The 16,121-nt window shown below is 64.5% G+C and carries 14 protein-coding genes; 8 read left to right on the forward strand and 6 right to left on the reverse strand.

The features are described 5' to 3' along the window. Positions 1 to 181 precede the first annotated feature (181 nt). Together FGW20_RS01175 and FGW20_RS01180 are read left to right on the forward strand one after the other, a co-directional pair. Positions 182 to 3,016 (forward strand): SdrD B-like domain-containing protein, encoded by a 2,835-nt coding sequence (locus FGW20_RS01175; protein ID WP_301676277.1) that lies wholly within the window; start codon positions 182 to 184, stop codon positions 3,014 to 3,016. Positions 3,017 to 3,359: 343 nt separating this feature from the next. After that, entirely contained in the window at positions 3,360 to 3,851 is a 492-nt protein-coding gene (locus tag FGW20_RS01180) for an SdrD B-like domain-containing protein (RefSeq protein ID WP_301676278.1), read from the forward strand. 21 nt (positions 3,852 to 3,872) lie between these two features. Here FGW20_RS01180 and FGW20_RS01185 read toward each other — a convergent pair whose 3' ends face one another. After that, positions 3,873 to 4,106: a hypothetical protein gene (locus FGW20_RS01185; protein WP_048114358.1), complete on the reverse strand. Its 234-nt coding sequence runs from the start codon at positions 4,104 to 4,106 to the stop codon at positions 3,873 to 3,875. Between the two features lie 104 nt (positions 4,107 to 4,210). On the opposite strand from FGW20_RS01185, the gene FGW20_RS01190 reads away from it, so the two are divergent. Continuing rightward, positions 4,211 to 5,857 carry an ATP-dependent DNA ligase gene (locus tag FGW20_RS01190; RefSeq protein ID WP_301676279.1) on the forward strand — a complete coding sequence of 549 codons (1,647 nt, stop codon included), beginning with the start codon at positions 4,211 to 4,213 and terminating at the stop codon, positions 5,855 to 5,857. 139 nt (positions 5,858 to 5,996) lie between these two features. Here the strand turns inward: FGW20_RS01190 and FGW20_RS01195 are convergent, their stop codons facing one another. The 3 genes from FGW20_RS01195 to FGW20_RS01205 are packed head-to-tail and all read right to left on the reverse strand — an operon-like array spanning position 5,997 to position 8,897. Beyond that, positions 5,997 to 7,145, reverse strand: a complete 1,149-nt coding sequence (locus FGW20_RS01195) for a hypothetical protein (RefSeq protein WP_301676280.1) — start codon at positions 7,143 to 7,145, stop codon at positions 5,997 to 5,999. A gap of 2 nt (positions 7,146 to 7,147) precedes the next feature. Beyond that, positions 7,148 to 8,179 (reverse strand): DUF2117 domain-containing protein, encoded by a 1,032-nt coding sequence (locus FGW20_RS01200; RefSeq protein ID WP_301676281.1) that lies wholly within the window; start codon positions 8,177 to 8,179, stop codon positions 7,148 to 7,150. A gap of 31 nt (positions 8,180 to 8,210) precedes the next feature. Next, positions 8,211 to 8,897: a TIGR00266 family protein gene (locus FGW20_RS01205; RefSeq protein ID WP_301676282.1), complete on the reverse strand. Its 687-nt coding sequence runs from the start codon at positions 8,895 to 8,897 to the stop codon at positions 8,211 to 8,213. 200 nt (positions 8,898 to 9,097) lie between these two features. On the opposite strand from FGW20_RS01205, the gene FGW20_RS01210 reads away from it, so the two are divergent. Next, positions 9,098 to 9,385, forward strand: coding sequence for an HNH endonuclease (locus FGW20_RS01210; RefSeq protein WP_301676283.1), 288 nt, complete (start codon positions 9,098 to 9,100; stop codon positions 9,383 to 9,385). A gap of 22 nt (positions 9,386 to 9,407) precedes the next feature. Next, on the forward strand, positions 9,408 to 9,680 hold the full coding sequence (locus FGW20_RS01215) for a hypothetical protein (protein ID WP_301676284.1): 273 nt from the start codon (positions 9,408 to 9,410) through the stop codon (positions 9,678 to 9,680). 5 nt (positions 9,681 to 9,685) lie between these two features. Here the strand turns inward: FGW20_RS01215 and FGW20_RS01220 are convergent, their stop codons facing one another. Together FGW20_RS01220 and FGW20_RS01225 are read right to left on the reverse strand one after the other, a co-directional pair. Beyond that, a complete protein-coding gene (locus tag FGW20_RS01220; protein WP_301676285.1) occupies positions 9,686 to 11,485 on the reverse strand; it encodes a YgiQ family radical SAM protein in 1,800 nt (599 codons plus the stop codon). After that, positions 11,482 to 11,931, reverse strand: a complete 450-nt coding sequence (locus tag FGW20_RS01225) for a PPC domain-containing DNA-binding protein (protein WP_301676286.1) — start codon at positions 11,929 to 11,931, stop codon at positions 11,482 to 11,484. Before FGW20_RS01225 ends, FGW20_RS01220 begins: the two co-directional genes overlap by 4 nt. Before the next feature lie 130 nt (positions 11,932 to 12,061). Between FGW20_RS01225 and FGW20_RS01230 the strand changes: the two genes are divergently transcribed. The 3 genes from FGW20_RS01230 to FGW20_RS01240 all read left to right on the forward strand — a co-directional run bounded on the left by FGW20_RS01230 (position 12,062) and on the right by FGW20_RS01240 (position 16,080). Beyond that, positions 12,062 to 13,192 carry an acyltransferase gene (locus FGW20_RS01230; RefSeq protein ID WP_301676287.1) on the forward strand — a complete coding sequence of 377 codons (1,131 nt, stop codon included), beginning with the start codon at positions 12,062 to 12,064 and terminating at the stop codon, positions 13,190 to 13,192. A 775-nt stretch (positions 13,193 to 13,967) separates the two neighbouring features. Continuing rightward, positions 13,968 to 14,768 carry a hypothetical protein gene (locus FGW20_RS01235; protein WP_301676288.1) on the forward strand — a complete coding sequence of 267 codons (801 nt, stop codon included), beginning with the start codon at positions 13,968 to 13,970 and terminating at the stop codon, positions 14,766 to 14,768. A 118-nt stretch (positions 14,769 to 14,886) separates the two neighbouring features. Then, entirely contained in the window at positions 14,887 to 16,080 is a 1,194-nt protein-coding gene (locus FGW20_RS01240) for a hypothetical protein (RefSeq protein ID WP_301676289.1), read from the forward strand. Positions 16,081 to 16,121 lie beyond the last annotated feature (41 nt).

Raw genomic sequence — 16,121 nt, forward strand, 5'->3', positions numbered from 1 at the left:
TGCGCTATTGAAGTGCAGGCCCCGCAGTGCTACGGGACCGGCGATCGCTACAGGCGATCCGGTCTTCGACGATAAACCCGTGTTTCGGTTCGCCGTAAACCCCGGAAGATGGGGGAGGGTACCGGCGGTCCCGGCAAGGACCGCAGCGCGTTCCCGGGGTGAAGATGGGAAGAGGTACATCATGCAACGCAGCACCTATTTCGGGATCATTCTCCTTTCGGCACTCGCGCTCATCGCAGTCGCGGGAGCGCAGACAGGAGACACGACTGTTATCTGGAACCAGACCTACGGAGCACCGGATGCCCGGGAAGCGGGATATGCGTTCGTCCCGGACCCGGGAGGTACCGGATTCTTCCTCGCCGGCGAGACGGCGTTGCCCGGAGAGGGGAAGACGGACGCCCGGGTGAGCAGGCTGACGCCGGAAGGCACCGAGGAATGGAACAGGACTTACGGCGGGGAGGAGAGCGACACCGCACGCTCCATCATCCGGACCGACGACGGCAACCTCCTCTTCGCGGGGAACCTCACCCTCGTCACGAACGGGACGGAGGCCGACACCGATGCCTGGCTCGTGGAGATAGACCCCTCCGGCAGCGAGGTCTGGAACCGGACTTACGGCGGGCCGGACGTCAACGCCTCGGCGGCCGCGGTCATCGAGGCGGAAGACGGGGGTTACGTCTTCGTCGGGTCCACCGCGCCGCGGGAGGGGAACGAATCCTCGGCCTGGGTGGTCAGGGTGAACGAGACGGGGAGTGAGGTCTGGAACAAGACGTTCGGCGGAACCGGAGAGAATGCCGCGAACGCCGTAACCCGGATCCCCGGCGGCGATCTTGTCGTTGCCGGCAGAACCGAGTCCTCGGGAGCGGGCATGGCCGACGTCTGGGTGTTCCGGCTGAACGGGTCGGGTAGTGAGGTCTGGAACAAGACGTTCGGCAGCCCCGACGACGACGCCGGCCGGGCGGTGATCAACACCTCCGACGGCAACCTGCTGGTCGCCGGCACGTTCACGGAACGGCCCGATAACACGACGGTCGATACCGACGCCCTCCTCATCAAACTCACGCCTGACGGGGATATCGTCTGGAACTGGATCTACGGCGATTTCGGTGTGGACGAGACGGCGGCGGCCGTTGTCGAGACCGCGGACGGCGGCTACCTCTTTGCCGGGGAGACGGCTTACCCCGGGGTGGATGATACCGATGCCTGGCTGGTCGCGACCGACGCTGGCGGAGCGGTGGCGTGGAGCAGGACGTTCGGCGGCGTAAACCCCGGCGACACGGCCGCAGCGCTTGTCGAGTCCGCACCGGGCGAGTTCGTCTTTGCAGGGACGTTCAACGCCACGGTGAGCGGAGGGACGGCGAACATGGATGCCTGGGCGGTGAAACTGGGGCCGGAGCCCACGCCGACACTGACACCGACTGCTACCCCGACACCCGAACCCACGGCGCCACCTTCGAAACCCTCGAAAGCGCCGATAATCTCCCAGAAGCCGCCGGTCCCGACTGAAACGATGACTGCCGCCCCGGCCCCGACAAGCCCGGGGGGAGCGACGACGGTTCCGACGGGGACCGCCCCACCGTCGCCGACCACAGTCCCGACGGGGGCCCCGACATCCGGGCCCACCTGGACGACGACGCCCACGGCCGCGCCGACGATGACGGGTGCACCGTCCCCGACCATGACGGCCGGGCCGTCTCCGACCATGACGCCGGTCGGGGACGACGACGATGACGATGATGATGACAATGACGACGGCAATAACCAGACCGGCGGCGCCGAAAACGGATCGCTCTCGGGGACGGTCTGGTTCGACCTGAATGGTGACGGCGTCCGCGATCCCGGCGAACCGGGTATCCCCGAGATCAACGTGCGGCTGATCGGCCAGCGAACTATGCTTGACTACACCGCCACCGGCCCGGACGGGTCATACCGGTTCGCGGCCATCCCTTCCGTCGGCTACGCCGGTGTTGAGTTCGTTCTCCCGGACGGGTATTCCTGCACCATCCCGGGCCTGGACAACCACGCCGCCCCTCTCGACACGGACGTGATATTCGCCGAAGGCGGGGTTGACCGGCAGACCCTGAATGCGGGACTCGTCGGGAATCTCCTGCCCGGAACCCCGGCGGCGGAATACGGGTGGGTGTTCGGGACGGTCTGGAGCGACAGTAACCGGGACGGGGTCCGGGACGAGACTTACGGGCTGACGGACGTCGAGGTCCGCCTCCTGGACGTGGACGGGAACGTAGCAGCGTCGACCCGGACCAGGTACCATGACAGTCACTTCTCCATGTATCTCTTTGGCCCGCTCCCGCCCGGGGAGTACGCCGTCGCGTTCACTGCGCCGGACGGCTACGCCTTCACGAGTCCCGGCCAGGACAGCCACGCCGACCCCTCGACCGGCACGACCGGCCCGTTCGCGGTCGGCGGGGGGGAAGCGGTCGTCAGGGGTGCGGGGATGTTCCTCTCCCCCACCTCCCTGTCTCCGGCCGCTCCGCCCGTGACCGACACTCCCCGGGTTCCGGGGGGTGAGGCCGGAGATGACGGCGATGGCGCCGGCGAGCGGGAGAGCGGCGACGACCGTGAAACGGTGAGAGACGACGATGACGACCGTGAAGAAGTGAGAGATGACGATGATGACCGTGAAACGGTGAGAGACGACGATGATGACCGTGAAGAAGTGAGAGATGACGATGATGACCGTGAAACGGTGAGAGACGACGATGATGACCGTGAAGGAGTGAGAGACGACGATGATGACCGTGAAGAAGTGAGAGATGACGATGATGACCGTGAAACGGTGAGAGACGACGATGATGACCGTGAAACGGTGAGAGATGACGATGATGATCGTGAAACGGTGAGAGACGACGATGATGATCGTGAAACGGTGAGAGATGACGATGATGATCGTGAAGAGCCGGGAGACGACGACCGGAACGAGGTAGATGACCGGGAGAGGCCGGATGAGGTGAGAGAGAGCGCCCGGGGCGACGAAGACAGGGACGAAGATGATTGATCGGAAGGGGTGCGGCTGTGCGCGCGCTCCTGCTACAGTTTTCTGACCGGTACGGCTCTCTGTCCCCGACCGGTTCGGGCCACGGAAGCCGGGATATTTTCTCTTTTCAGGATGAGATTCGGACGGATTGCCCGGGCGAACCAGTGGACTCCCCGGCCATCTCACTCAGAGGTATAAAAATATTAATATATTTTAAAACCTATCAGGAACCGAACCCCGGGGCCGGTACCGGATCGGAAAAAATCCCGACCCTGCAGTCCGCCAAAAATCGGTATGGACAGGCACAGCGGCCTCATCACCAGGGTTACACGCCCGGGGCGTCCGGGCAGACGAGGTGAATCGAATGAAATCTATCAGCGTTCTTGCAGCAGTCATCATATCAGCGTTCGTCTTCGGTTCGATCGCAAGCGCCGCAGTCCCGGCGCGGCCCGGATCGGGTGCAGTGTATGAGAGAACCGTCGGCACGATCGGGGGCACGATATTTCTGGACACCGACGCGGACGGCGTCCAGGGCCCCGGCGAGCGGGGCCTGAGCGGCGTTGCCGCCCACCTCCTCGACGCCGCAGGGGAGCGGATCGCAACCGCGGAGACGTTCGCCCACGCCTGCGAAGGGCTCTACATCTTCAGCGGCGTCATCCCGGGGAACTACACCGTCGAGATCGTCCCGCCGGAGGGCTACGGCTTCACCGTCCCCGGTATGGGGGCTCCCGGCGAGACGGCGAGCACCGTCGATGCGGCGAACGGCACGACCACCACCATCGACCTGACGGAAGAGGCGGTTCAGACGATGGATCTCGTCGTCAGGGATGCCGGTCTGGTGCCGGCCGCTGCCTGACGGCGGCCGCATCACCTATTTTCACTGGTGCTCAGCGACGTGCTGCCGGAGCATCGTGTCGGGCCTGTAGCGGTCGGCGATCTCAAGCGCCGTCTCCCGGAGAGCCGCGTGCTCCACGATGCAGGACTCCGGGGGAGCAGCCTTCCGGAGGATCTGGGAAGTGTTCTCGGTGATCTGGATGAGCTCCGTGGCTATCAGGGCGTTGAGCCAGATGAGGTCGCGGAGCATCTCTTTGGTTTCTTCGTCCTGGTGCATGGATACAAATAGGCGATGCTCCCACATCAATCGTGCCGAACCGGCCGCGGCAGAACAGAAGGGTTGATTGGCCACGCCGGGAAATACTTCAGGAGATTATGGGTATGCAGTTTCTGGAGTTCGCTCAAGTCTGCGAGCGCCTTGAAGGGACCCCCGGGCGCCTCGATATGATCGAGCAGGTCGCCGCCGTCCTCCCCCGGCTCGACGACGAGGAGCTCCCCGTCTTCGTCCGGTTCGTCATGGGCAGGGTCTTCCCCGACTGGAGCACCAAAAAACTCGGCGTGGGCCCGAACCTCCTCTACGACGCCGTGGCCTACGTTGTCGGGACGAAGCGGGAGACCGTCCGCGAAGCGATCAACACGACCGGCGACGTGGGCCTTGCCGTCGAGGGGCTCCTTGCAAAGAAGGAGCAGACGTCGTTCTTCATCGAGGAACTCGACCTCACCGACGTCCACCGGGAGTTCGAGCGGATGGCGGCCGCCGAGGGGCAGCGGTCGCAGCGGGAAAAACTCCGCGTGGCGGAGGGCCTCTTCGGTAACGCCCGGCCGCTCGAGGGCCGCTACCTCGCGCGGCTGATGCTCGAAGAACTCCGGATCGGGATGGGGGAAGGAAACGTCCGCGACGCCGTCGCGAAGGCGTTCGAGGTCGACGTCCGCCTGGTCGAGCATGCCCACCAGGCGCTGAACGATCTCGGGGAGGTCGCCCTCCTTGCCCGGCGCGACCCCGACGCGCTCTCCCGCGTGACGATCGAGCCGTTCCGGCCGGTGAAGATGATGCTCGCGCAGGCGGGCACCATCGCCGCCCAGCTTGAGGATCACGGCGAGGTGGCGGTCGAGTACAAATACGACGGGAGCCGGTTCCAGTTCCACAAGGTGGGCGGCGTCTGCCGAATCTACTCGCGGAAACTGGAGGACGTCACGGGGAGCCTCCCCGACATCGCGAACCTCCTCCTGGAAGCCACCGATCACGACGTCATCCTGGACGGGGAGGCGGTCGCCGTCCGCGACGGGAAGCCGATGCCGTTCCAGTACGTGATCCGGCGGTTCCGGCGCAAGCACGAGGTGGACTCGATGATGGAGCAGATCGAGCTTGTGCCGAGGGTCTTCGACATCCTCTACCTGGACGGCGAGACGCTGATGGATCGCCCCCTCGCGGAGCGGCGCAAAGCCCTCGATGAGGTGCTCCGTGCACACGTCGCTCCGCAGTTCCCGGCCGCCGATGCGGCCGTGGCGGAGACGATCTACGCCGAAGCCCTGAACCTCGGGCACGAGGGCGTGATGGTGAAGGTCCTCGACTCGCCCTACACCCCCGGCGTCCGGGGCCGGCTCTGGGTGAAGGTCAAACCCGGCGTCGAGACGCTCGACCTCGTGGTCGTGGGGGCGGAGTGGGGCGAGGGCCGGAGGGCCGGGACGTTCGGGTCGTTCCTGCTCGCGGTGCAGGACCAGGGCCGGCTCCTCCCCGTCGGGAAGGTTGCAACCGGGATCACGGACGAGGTGCTGGCCGACCTCTACGCGCTCTTCAAGGACAGGGTGATTGCCCGCTCCGGAAAGGAGGTGACGCTCGAGCCGGAGGTGGTCTTCGAGGTAGGCTACTCCGAGATCCAGACGAGCCCGAACTACGAGAGTGGCTACGCGCTCCGGTTCCCGCGGTTCGTCCGGGTGCGCGAGGACAAGAGCGTCGACGAGGTCGAGACCCTCGATACCCTCGTCGAGCGCTACGCCCGGCAGAAGAATGGGCAGGGGTCTCTGTAGGTACCTCGTGCCAGCAGGCAAAGCAATTAAATCTCACGCGAAGTCGCGAAGATCAGTTTATCCAAGACAGACTCTCCTTTGCGGTTTCACGTTCTTCGCGTGAGGGTCCCAGGCTTCCTCAACTTGCACCTTATATTATTCAAAAGTCAAACAGCGTCTTCTGCGTCACGAGTTCCGGGATGAGCCTGCTGTGGGGCTGCCAGTGGTTAAACCCGATCAGCCGGGAGGCAACGCCGATCGCCTGCCGGAGGTCGGCGCAGACCGTCTTCTCGCCCCGCATGGCGTTCCGCGTCGCCTCCCGCACGACCCAGGTGCCGAGCGGCGCCCAGTAGTCGCCGGTGACGTTTCTGAGCACGAGCACCCGTGCCGAGCGGCGCACGCTCTCCAGGTACTCCGCGACCGCGAGGCGCGCCGAGTAGTATGCCCCCGCGAGCGGCGAGTAGCCGGACTTGGTGAACCCTTCGCCGTCCACGGCGATCGTCTCGCTCCCGCCGCCCCAGAGCGACTGTTTTCCCCAGACCTCGATCATCTCGAACTTCCAGTCCCCCGGGACGAGGAGACAGACGATGTGGTTGCCGTAGAGCGCGGCGGAGAAGACCTCTATACCGGAGAGCGGGGGGTAGCGGGCGATCTTCTTCTTGAGCTGCTTTGAGACCGTGTCGTCGACCGCCGTGATCGCCCAGCGGGTGGGGACGACGCGCCGCTTCTTCTCGCTCCCGAGGAGGCCGGCGGTGAGGAGTTGCGTGATCCGGTAGACGTCGGTTCCCGAGGCGTTGAGGATCTCGCAGGCGTCGGTCGCGCCGAGATCGGTATCGGAGGTCACCCGGTCGACCGCACGGTCAACCCGGGCGTTCTCGAGGACATCCATCTTTTTGATGGCGCCGGTGAGCCCGACCGGCGCGATCGTCCCGTCGAACCGGAGGTCGAAGGCGACAGGTTTGTTGAACCGGACTTCCACGTCGAGCGGCAGGCTTGAGAGCGCGATCTCCCGGATGCTCCCGGAGAGGTTCTTCGCCTCACCGGCACCGCGGATCGTCCGGGCCCGGAGCCCCACGATATCCTCGATCCCGAGGCCCCGTGCCACCCAGTCCGGCGGATGGTCGGCGTCGTCGATCATCAGCGGCCCCCCCGCGACTTTCGGGTAGCCGTAACTCCCCACAAAGACCGACGGCGCGGCTCCCTGGTAGCGGTCGCTCTGCCGGACCGGGAGCTGCGCGTAGAACCTGCTCATGATCGGGCAGCGTTCGAGCCCGCAGAACCCCCTTCCCTTACACTCGGCGCATCGCATGCTCATGCTCCCCGGAGATCGAGGACGACCCGCACCCTCCCCGCGAGGACGCGGAGCGTCTCCTCGACCCACGCCTCCCACGAGTCGGTTTCAAGGTCCCGGACGGCCGCAAGTTCCCGCCCGACATCGTCGTCGCGGCCGTCCTGGACCTCGACCACCACCGACCCGGGCGCGTACCCGGGCTTCACGATGGTGTCGGCGTCTCCGTCGACCACGCCGAAGACGGGGATACCGGAATGCGAGCAGATATGCCCGCAGACGGCGGTGGTATCGTCGCCGACCGCGAGGACGCCGCAGACATCCTCCCCGATCTCGCGGTAGAGCGTGTGGCCGCAGTGGTCAATGACCGCGACCCTCCCCCCGCAGCGGGCCCGCTCGCCCTGCCGGGGCGGGCTCGAACGCACCGGCCCGCTCTTGCACCAGGCCGTCTGGATGTCCGGAAGATCCGCCCGGAGGAGTTTCTCAAACCCGTGCGGTTTCGGATCGAGGCCCGAGACGGCCCGGAGATTGCCGTTCTCGCTTGCGAGGATGACCGTCTCCGCCGTCGCTGTCCCGATGACGATCCCGTTCACGAAGACTGCCTCCCCCGGCAGGCACCCGCGGATCTCCCGCACGTCTTCCCGCCGGCCACCGTCACTCTCCGCACAGACGAGGGCGTACCCCGTCAGCCGGACGATCTCCTCCGCGAGTTCCCGGTCGCCGCGGTTCCAGCAGTAGACGGTGTCGTTCGAGGTCTCGACGTGGACGAGCCCTCCGAGCCTGCCGGCGACAAGCTCGCCGAAGATCCGCCCCGACTCCGGGGTCTTTCCCCGGTTGACCAGGCATGAGCGCCCGGAGAGCCCTCTGAACACCACGCTCGGCCGTTCGTCCGTGCAAACGACCGAAAGCCCCGACTCCTCGGCGGCCGTCCGGGCCATTATCCCGGCGACCAGCACCCGCCGGGGCGCGAGGAGCCCGATCAGCCGCCTGGCGTCGCCGGCATCGAAGGCTTCCGGGCCGTGCACCACCATGACGATATCCGCCGTCGGGATCATACCCTGATCTTGGGTCTCGCGGACTATCAGGTTACTGTCCCGATGAGTTCTGGATGAGATACGGCATCAGCGAGGAGGCGAGTTTCGCGATATCCATCGACTGGAGGACGACCCTGCCCGGCCCCGTCAGCGTCGTCAGGAACAGTCCTTCCCCGCCGAAGAAGACGGTCTTCACGCCGCCGGCGAGCTGGATGCTGTAATCGACGGTGCTCTCGAACCCGACGACGAGCCCCGTCTCGACCCTGACCACCTCGCCCGGCGCAAGCGTCATCTCCATGATGTCGCCGCAACAGTGGAGGAACGCCTTCCCGCTGCCGGAGAGCCGCTGGAGGATGAACCCCTCGCCGCCGAACGCGCCCGACCGGATCTTCTTCGTGAACGCGATATCGAGGTCGATGCCCTGCTCGGAGCAGAGGAACGCATCCTTCTGGGCGATGAACTCGTTCCCGTTAAGGTCGAGGGTGAAGATCTTCCCCGGGACGTTCCCGGCGAACGAGACGAATCCCTCCCCATCCTGTGGGGTGAACTCGGTCATGAAGAGGCTTTCGCCCGTCATCATCCGTTTGAGTCCCTTGAAGAGCCCGCCTTTCATATTGGTGGTCATCTGCATGTTCCCGCTCATGTTGACCATGGCGCCTGCCTCGGCGCAGGCTTTCTCGCCGGGGGCGAGGCGGAGTTTCACCATCTGCAGGTTGTCTCCGGTGATCTCGTACTGCATGCCGGAATATCTTCGCTTTTGGGTAATTGATGTTTTCTCTTTGTTCACCGGAGATCGGCGGCTGTTTTTTGAGAATCACGGAGTGGCTAGCCTGGTAAAAGCCGATGCCGTAACGCTCCATATGGGAAAGGATAGTCTACCGCTCGCTGCGAATCATAATCATCCGTAAGGTATATCGTCCGGAAAAATAATTTCTCCGCGTGACATCCTGGCAAGGGACCCCGGTTGCGGTCAATCCCGACGATACGCCGATCGGGGACGCGTATCTCACGCACGAGGCCGTCCGGGCCGTTCTTGAGCGGCAGGACAACCGGTGCGCCGGGTGCAGCGCCGTGCTCGATGCCGGGTCGACATACTTCGACCTCCGGCTACCGGTGATCTGCGGCGGACCCCACACCCTCGGGAACCTTGCAGCCCTCTGCCCCTCCTGCCACCGGAATCACATGCGCCGGATCCGCAAGCAGTTCGCCGACCATAGGAATAAGTAATCTTTTGCACCCACTGGTTATCATGACCTACAGACGGAGTGTATCGGAGACGGGTTCGTGGCGCTCGACGGCCATGCGGAAGGCGAGCGACCTTGCGGAGCGGGTCGCGCTCCCCTCATCGCCCCACCGCGAATGGCGCTCCTGCACGATGCGGATGGCGAGCGACGTCTTCACCCCCGGGACGACGGCCAACTTCGCGGTCACGCTCGCGGTGACGACCCTGCTGATCCCCCGGATCCCGAACCGAACGCTCGCGATGGCCGCCGGGTTTGTCGCCGGTTCGATCCTGCGCTGATACCCTTACGCTCTCTTCTTTCGTTTCGCCGGGACGAGACACTTCCACGCGCTGCCGATGAGATCCCCCCTCCCGGCGGCGCGGAGCCCTTCGCGGACGAGCCCGTAGTTCTCCGGGTCGCGATAGTGCATGAGCGCCCGCTGGACACGTTTCTCCCGATCTCTCGGGACGTAGACCTCTTCGAGGGTGAAGGGGTCGAGCCCGGTGTGGTAGATGGTCGTCGAGATGCTCATCGGGGTCGGCGTGAAGTCCTGCACCTGCTCGGTGTAAAGCCCGGTGTCCCGGACGTACTCGGCGAGTTCGACCATATCGGTTATCCGGCAGCCGGGATGGCCGGACATCAGGTAGGGGACGAGATACTGGCGTTTCTTCTTCCCCTCCTGGAGGACCTCGAACCGTTCGCGGAAGGCGTCGAACGCCTTGCGGGGCGGTTTCCCCATGCAGGCGCAGACCCGTTCCGAGACGTGTTCGGGAGCGACCTTGAGGTGGCCGGAGACGTGGTGTGCGCAGATCTCGGCGAGATACTCCTCGTCTCCCGGGATCAGGTCGTAGCGGATTCCCGACGCGATGAAGACCCGTTTCACCCCCGGGATCTCCCGGAGCCGCCGGAGCAGGCTGACCTGTTCCTCGTGGCTCCGGTCGAGTGCGGGGCAGTCGATGCAGCGGCGCTCAGAGCAGGTGCCGGCGGTCTCCCACCGGCCGCAGTGGATGCCGTACATGTTCGCCGTCGGCCCCCCGACGTCCTGGACGACCCCGGTGAACTCCGGCATCTTCGCCATCCGTTCCACCTCGCGGACGACCGAGTCCGCGCTCCGGCTCTGGATGATCCGTCCCTGGTGGTGGGTCAGGGCGCAGAACGAACAGGCGCCGAAACACCCCCGGTGGGTGACAACCGAGAACCTGACGGGTTCGAGGGCGGGTATGGGTTCGGAGTAGGAAGGGTGGGCTCTGCGCGTGTAGGGGAGTTCGTAGACCCGGTCGAGTTCGTCGCTCGAGAGCGGCATCGCCGGCGGGTTCTGGACGACGACGGTCTTCGGGTGCGGCTGGGCCACGGGCCTGCCCCGGAGCGGGTCCTGCTCGGTGTAGTGCATCGCAAACGCCTTTGCGTAAGCATACCGGTCCTCCTTCACCTCCGGGTAGCCGGGGATGACGACGTAGCCGGACTGGTCGATGCCCCGCCAGGTCTTCTTCTCGACACGATAAGCGGTGCCGGGGATGTCGGTGAGGGCTCGCGCAGTCTCCCCGGCGGCGAGACGGTCGGCGACCGCGACCACCTGCCGCTCGCCCATCCCGAAGACCAGGAGGTCGGCCGGGGCGTCGGCGAGGATGGACTGCCGGACGGAGTCGGACCAGTAGTCGTAGTGGGCGAACCTCCGGAGGCTCGCCTCGATCCCGCCGATGACGATGGGCGTTTTTGGGAAGAGAGCGTGAATGCGGTCGGTGTAGACCAGGGTCGCCCGGTCGGGCCGCAGAAGCCTCCCCGCCGGCGAGTAGACATCCGAACGCCGGCGTTTCAGGTTCGGCGTGAAGGCGTTCACCAGCGAATCGACGTTTCCGGCCGAGACCGAGAAAAATAGCCGCGGCTCGCCGAGGCGCCTCAGATCTTCGTCGTTCTTCCAGTCGGGCTGGGCGATGATGCCGACCGAGTAGCCGGCGTTGACGAGCACCCGACCAAGGAGCGCCGTCCCGAAGGAGGGATGGTCGACGTAGGCGTCGCCGGTGATGAGGACGACGTCGAACTGGTCGATCCCGAGCCGTTCCGCCTCCGCGACCGTCATCGGGAGGTATTCTGGCTGGCCGGTCATGGGAGCGTCCGGTCGAAGACCGGGAGGTCGACGCCGGTCTTCTCGTCCGGGAGCCGTTTTGCGGCGATGCCGACGAACTCCGTGACGATAGCTTCAATCACCAGGTAGACCTCCGCCTTCTCGCGGAGGCACCCGACGAGCGACCGTATCCCCTTCCCTGCCGCCGCATGAAGGTGGATGGACGCCCCGTCCTCCCCCGGGTAGATGGTCGCGAACCCGAGGAGTTCCCAGCCCCCGAAGACCTCTTCGCCCCGGGGGGACGGCGGGATGACCGGCTCTTTGGGCCCCGTCACGATCGTTGCCGACCGGACGGCCCCGAGGAACTGGATCGTGCCGTTCTGGATGTTCATCGCCGCGACAAACCGCTGGATCTCCCGGATAAAGTCCTCTCCGTTGTCGATCCGGATGGTAAAAACCCTGCCGACCTGTCCTTCCGAGTACTGCATGGATTCACTCTCCAGGATATGATGGTGTCGTCTGGTATTATTAGTGCCTGGGCCGTTGCGCGTGCGGGCAGTTATATACCCTCCCGGTAATGTTCCTCTGTCCTGCGGGCGATAGAGAGGTGTGGCTGCGGTGGTCTGGTTCCGGGAGGTCGAGTACATGCGGGGGTTTGCGCCCCTCGCCGTGGTCGCCGTCCACATCTCCATGAACTACACCCGGATCCCCGCCGTTAACCTGCTCGCGCTTGTAAACGTCTTCATCTACGTCGCCGCCCACTTCGCGGTGCCGGTCTTCGTCTTCATATCCGGCTGGGTGCTTGCGGCGCGGTATTCCGGCGATTACCCGCTCCGTGGATTCTACCGGCGCCGGGCGAGGACGATCCTCCTTCCCTACCTCTTCTTCACCGCGCTCTACCTCATGGTGACGGTCGAGGGGACGATCGGGTTCGCCGGCGTTCCCTCTCCGGAGATGGCGGCAGAAGCCCTCCTCCTCGGGACCGCCGCCTACCACCTCTGGTTCTTCGTCCTGATCATCCAGCTCTACCTCCTCTTCCCCCTGATCATGAGAGGCTACGACCGGTTCGACCGGAGCGGGGCGGCGCTCTTTCTCCTCCTCGCCCTCCTCTTCGTCCAGATTCTCTGGAACGCGGGCGCCCACCTTGCGGGAGCGTTCGCGGGCACGGAGTGGTACACGGTGCTGATCCGCCTCTTTCCGTCGCACCTCCTCTACTTCGTCCTCGGGATCCACGCCGCCCGGTATACCGATGGCTGCCGCTCGGCGCTCTGCTCTCTCCCGGCGGCGTGGATCCTCGCCGCGGCCGGTGCGGGCGCCCTCCTCATCGGCGGCATCTGGGCGGCGACCGTGCTCCGCTACGGGAGTATCTCCGGCGCGACTCTCGCGGTCTTCTGCATCTACCGGATCCTGGAGCCGTTCTACTACGTTCCCGTCATCGCCGCGCTCGTCCTCGCGGCCTGGCGGCTGGATGAGAGGGGGGGCCGGCGTGCGGCTGCTTCCCGGTTATTCGGGGAGCATTCCTACGGGATATACCTCGTCCACCCGCTCGTCATCGCCGCCGGTGCGGCCGCCTGGACCTCCCTCACGGGGCTCTCGTGGGCGGACTGGGAAACCTACCCGGTGATCTTCGCCGCGGCGGCCGTGGTGAGTTACGGGGCGGTGCGGCACCTCTCCCGCGTCCCGTATGCCGGGTGGCTGCTCGGGGAGCCGCGGGTGCGGCGGAGGCCGGGGCGCTCCGGCGGCACGTAACCGGAGCTCCCTGTTGCCGGCAACCCATGAAGTAAAAAGGTATGGTTTTAAATAATGGGTGATCCGTTCCGGTTTCCAAAACCAGCCCCTCCAATGGATCGTGAGTCGAGATCCCGGGGCGATCCGGCTTCCCGGGTATCCCTCCCTCCCATGTACACCAAACCCTCCCGGATTTTTCCATAATTCCGGCAATTCGGTGAAATTTATTTTTATAATGTGTTGCTTATAAACAATCCCCGTAGCACCCCCTACAACCTTTAAAAACCGTCCACAACATTCCTCCGGGACCCTGGATCAGGGATAACTATATATGTGATGATGGATATCTCCTGCTCACGGTAGCCGCTGAGGCCAGCCGGGGGGGGAGACGTTAATCTCGACGGGCGCCCGGCAGGCCGGTGAGGCAGGGCCGTCCCGGTTATCCGGGAGAGCGGTCATGCTACTGTGCCGGGCGACCCGTCTCGTAAACCACCGCCCGGGAGTCAAATCCAAGGAGTGATTGGAGATGAAAGTTCGAGTACCGCTAGGTATCGCTACCGCGGTTATGATGATACTGGCAGCCATGGTCCTGCCGGTGTCGGCGGAAGTGGTGCCGATGTGCACCCCCGTAGATGGAGAAGATGTCGAAACGTTGGCCCAGATTGCGACGGGGGGAGGAGAAGTCCCCATTGTGCTCTGCAAATGGGAATCTGACACCACTGGATCCTGGGAAGACGGCGATCCGACACACGCTATCCCGGGAAGCCAGTTCCTGCCCCCCGTAACGTACAACGGCGTGAAGACTGTTAAATATTACGCTGTTGTCTACGATGATGAGGAGAACGGCGATGTGAACGTCGTCTCCTGGGATGTCTCCCAGCCGGAGAACTGCTGGGGCAACGGCTCGTTCGTGTACCAGGTGATGGGCACGAAGGTCAACAACCAGGACCAGGCCGTGACGCTCTTCCAGCGGGCTCTGGACCGCGGTCTGCTGACCGTTGCCGAGGGCTACGACGCCAACCTCATCCTCACCGAGTACCTCGAGAAGGGCACCGCCGCTCTCTGGGTCGGCCAGGCTGACCTCTGCTACTGCGCTCCCGCTGGTGACTACTGCGTTGAGGCGAACGCCATCGACCACAACAACAACTGGGCCGAGCCGCTCTACAACACCTTCGAGTACGTGCCCGTCACCGCCTTTGACATCGACTTCAGCTCGGTCAACTACGGCAGCGTGAACATCAACGTGCCCAAGTGGGTTGCAGGCAACACCGTCTTCAGCGAGGGTGACAACCGCCCGACCGTCCGCAACATCGGCAACACCCACCTGCAGGTCGCCATCCAGCAGGACGACATGCAGCTTGGAGAGAGCCTGAACGGCTGGAACGTCGAGTGGGGCGCCCGCATGGGCAACGATAACGCCAACGCGGCCTACTACGAGCCCTTCGAGCCCGTCGTCCTGCCAAACGCCCTCACGCTCTGCGACCAGGACGAGCTCGACTTCTACATCGAGGTCTTCAAGGGAACCACCGGTGAGAAGACCGGCACGATGATCCTTGGGGCTGTTCCGTCGTGCGATGACGACGAGATTCTCGAGTAAGATCGAGTGCAGTACAGGTTATGACTATCCCGCCGGGCTTGCGCCGTTCTGCGGCGCAACAACCGGCATTTATGGCTGCGAGAACGTAGCCCAAGACAACTGAGAAGAAGGAGAGGCGATGAATCTGAGAAGAAGGGTGGTGACGGTCGCTGCCATCGTACTGGTGGCGGTGCTCGTCTGCCAGCCCGTGAGTGCTGCAGGCATAGCCGTTGGACCTTCCAGCCTGACGATAGAGAACGGGCTGCGTGGAGGGTCTTTCGAGCGGTCGTTGACCGTCTTCAACCCCTCCGATACGGGTTTTGAGGTGGTCCTCAAGACCGAAGGTTCCGCAGGGGACTGGCTCCGGTTCTCTGCCGTTGATGGTGATGAGGAGATTGAGAAGGTCTACGTCCCGGAGAAAGGCCAGACCCCTGTTCTGATGGACGTGACGGTTCCTGACGATGCGGCGAACGGCCGTTATACGGCAACGGTCGTCGTTGAGACGGTGCCCGGCGAAGAGATCCCCGGCTCAGTGGGGATGATCCTCCAGGCGAAGTCCGCCCTGGAGATCTCGGTGACTGATGTCGAGAAGATCTCGGGCGAAGTCACGAGCATCGTGGTGAGAAACACCGAGGTGGATGTCCCGCTGGGTATCGAGGTCGGTTTCAAGAACACCGGGAACGTCGCGGTGACCCCTGAGATCGCCGCCGTCGTCTCCCGTGACGGGTCGGTCATCGACACCGCGACCTGGGCCGAGACGCCGGTTCGCCCCGGCACTACGGAACAGATCGTGGTGCACTGGCCCAACGAGGGACTTGCCGCTGGAACCTGCCAGGCGGACGTTACGGTCTTGCTCCGCGGCGAGGTACTGGCCAATGAGGGCCGGACCTTTGAAATTCTGCCGTTGGGATCCCTGACCCGGCAGGGTGAACTGGTCGATCTCAACTACGACGGGGCGCTTGTCGTCGGTAAACCGATCAAGATCACCGGGCTCTTCAAGAACTCGGGGTCCATCGCAACGAGAGCCAAACTCTCGGGCGAGATCTACCGGGGCGACAGCCTTATCGATGTCATCACCGGCGACGAGATGACGGTTCTGGTCTTCTCGGAGGATCCCCTGACCGCGTACTACACCCCGACGGAGCCGGGGGAGTACACGATGAAGACCTGTGCCGTCTTCGAGGGCAAAACGACCGAGGCGAAGGATATGGTCTTCACGGTTCAGTCCGATTCGTCGGGCCTGACCCTGCCGCTTTCCCCGGTCCCGGTTGCCGCAGCACTCGCGTTCATCTGCCTCCTGGTAGCGAGAAGGCGACATCGCGAGAACCGGTGATCAGTTCCTGCCCGTGCGAGCTGCATGTTCTTGCGCGGGCG

Origin of the sequence: Methanoculleus methanifontis (assembly GCF_030464365.1) — an archaeon.
Lineage (GTDB): Archaea > Halobacteriota > Methanomicrobia > Methanomicrobiales > Methanoculleaceae > Methanoculleus > Methanoculleus methanifontis.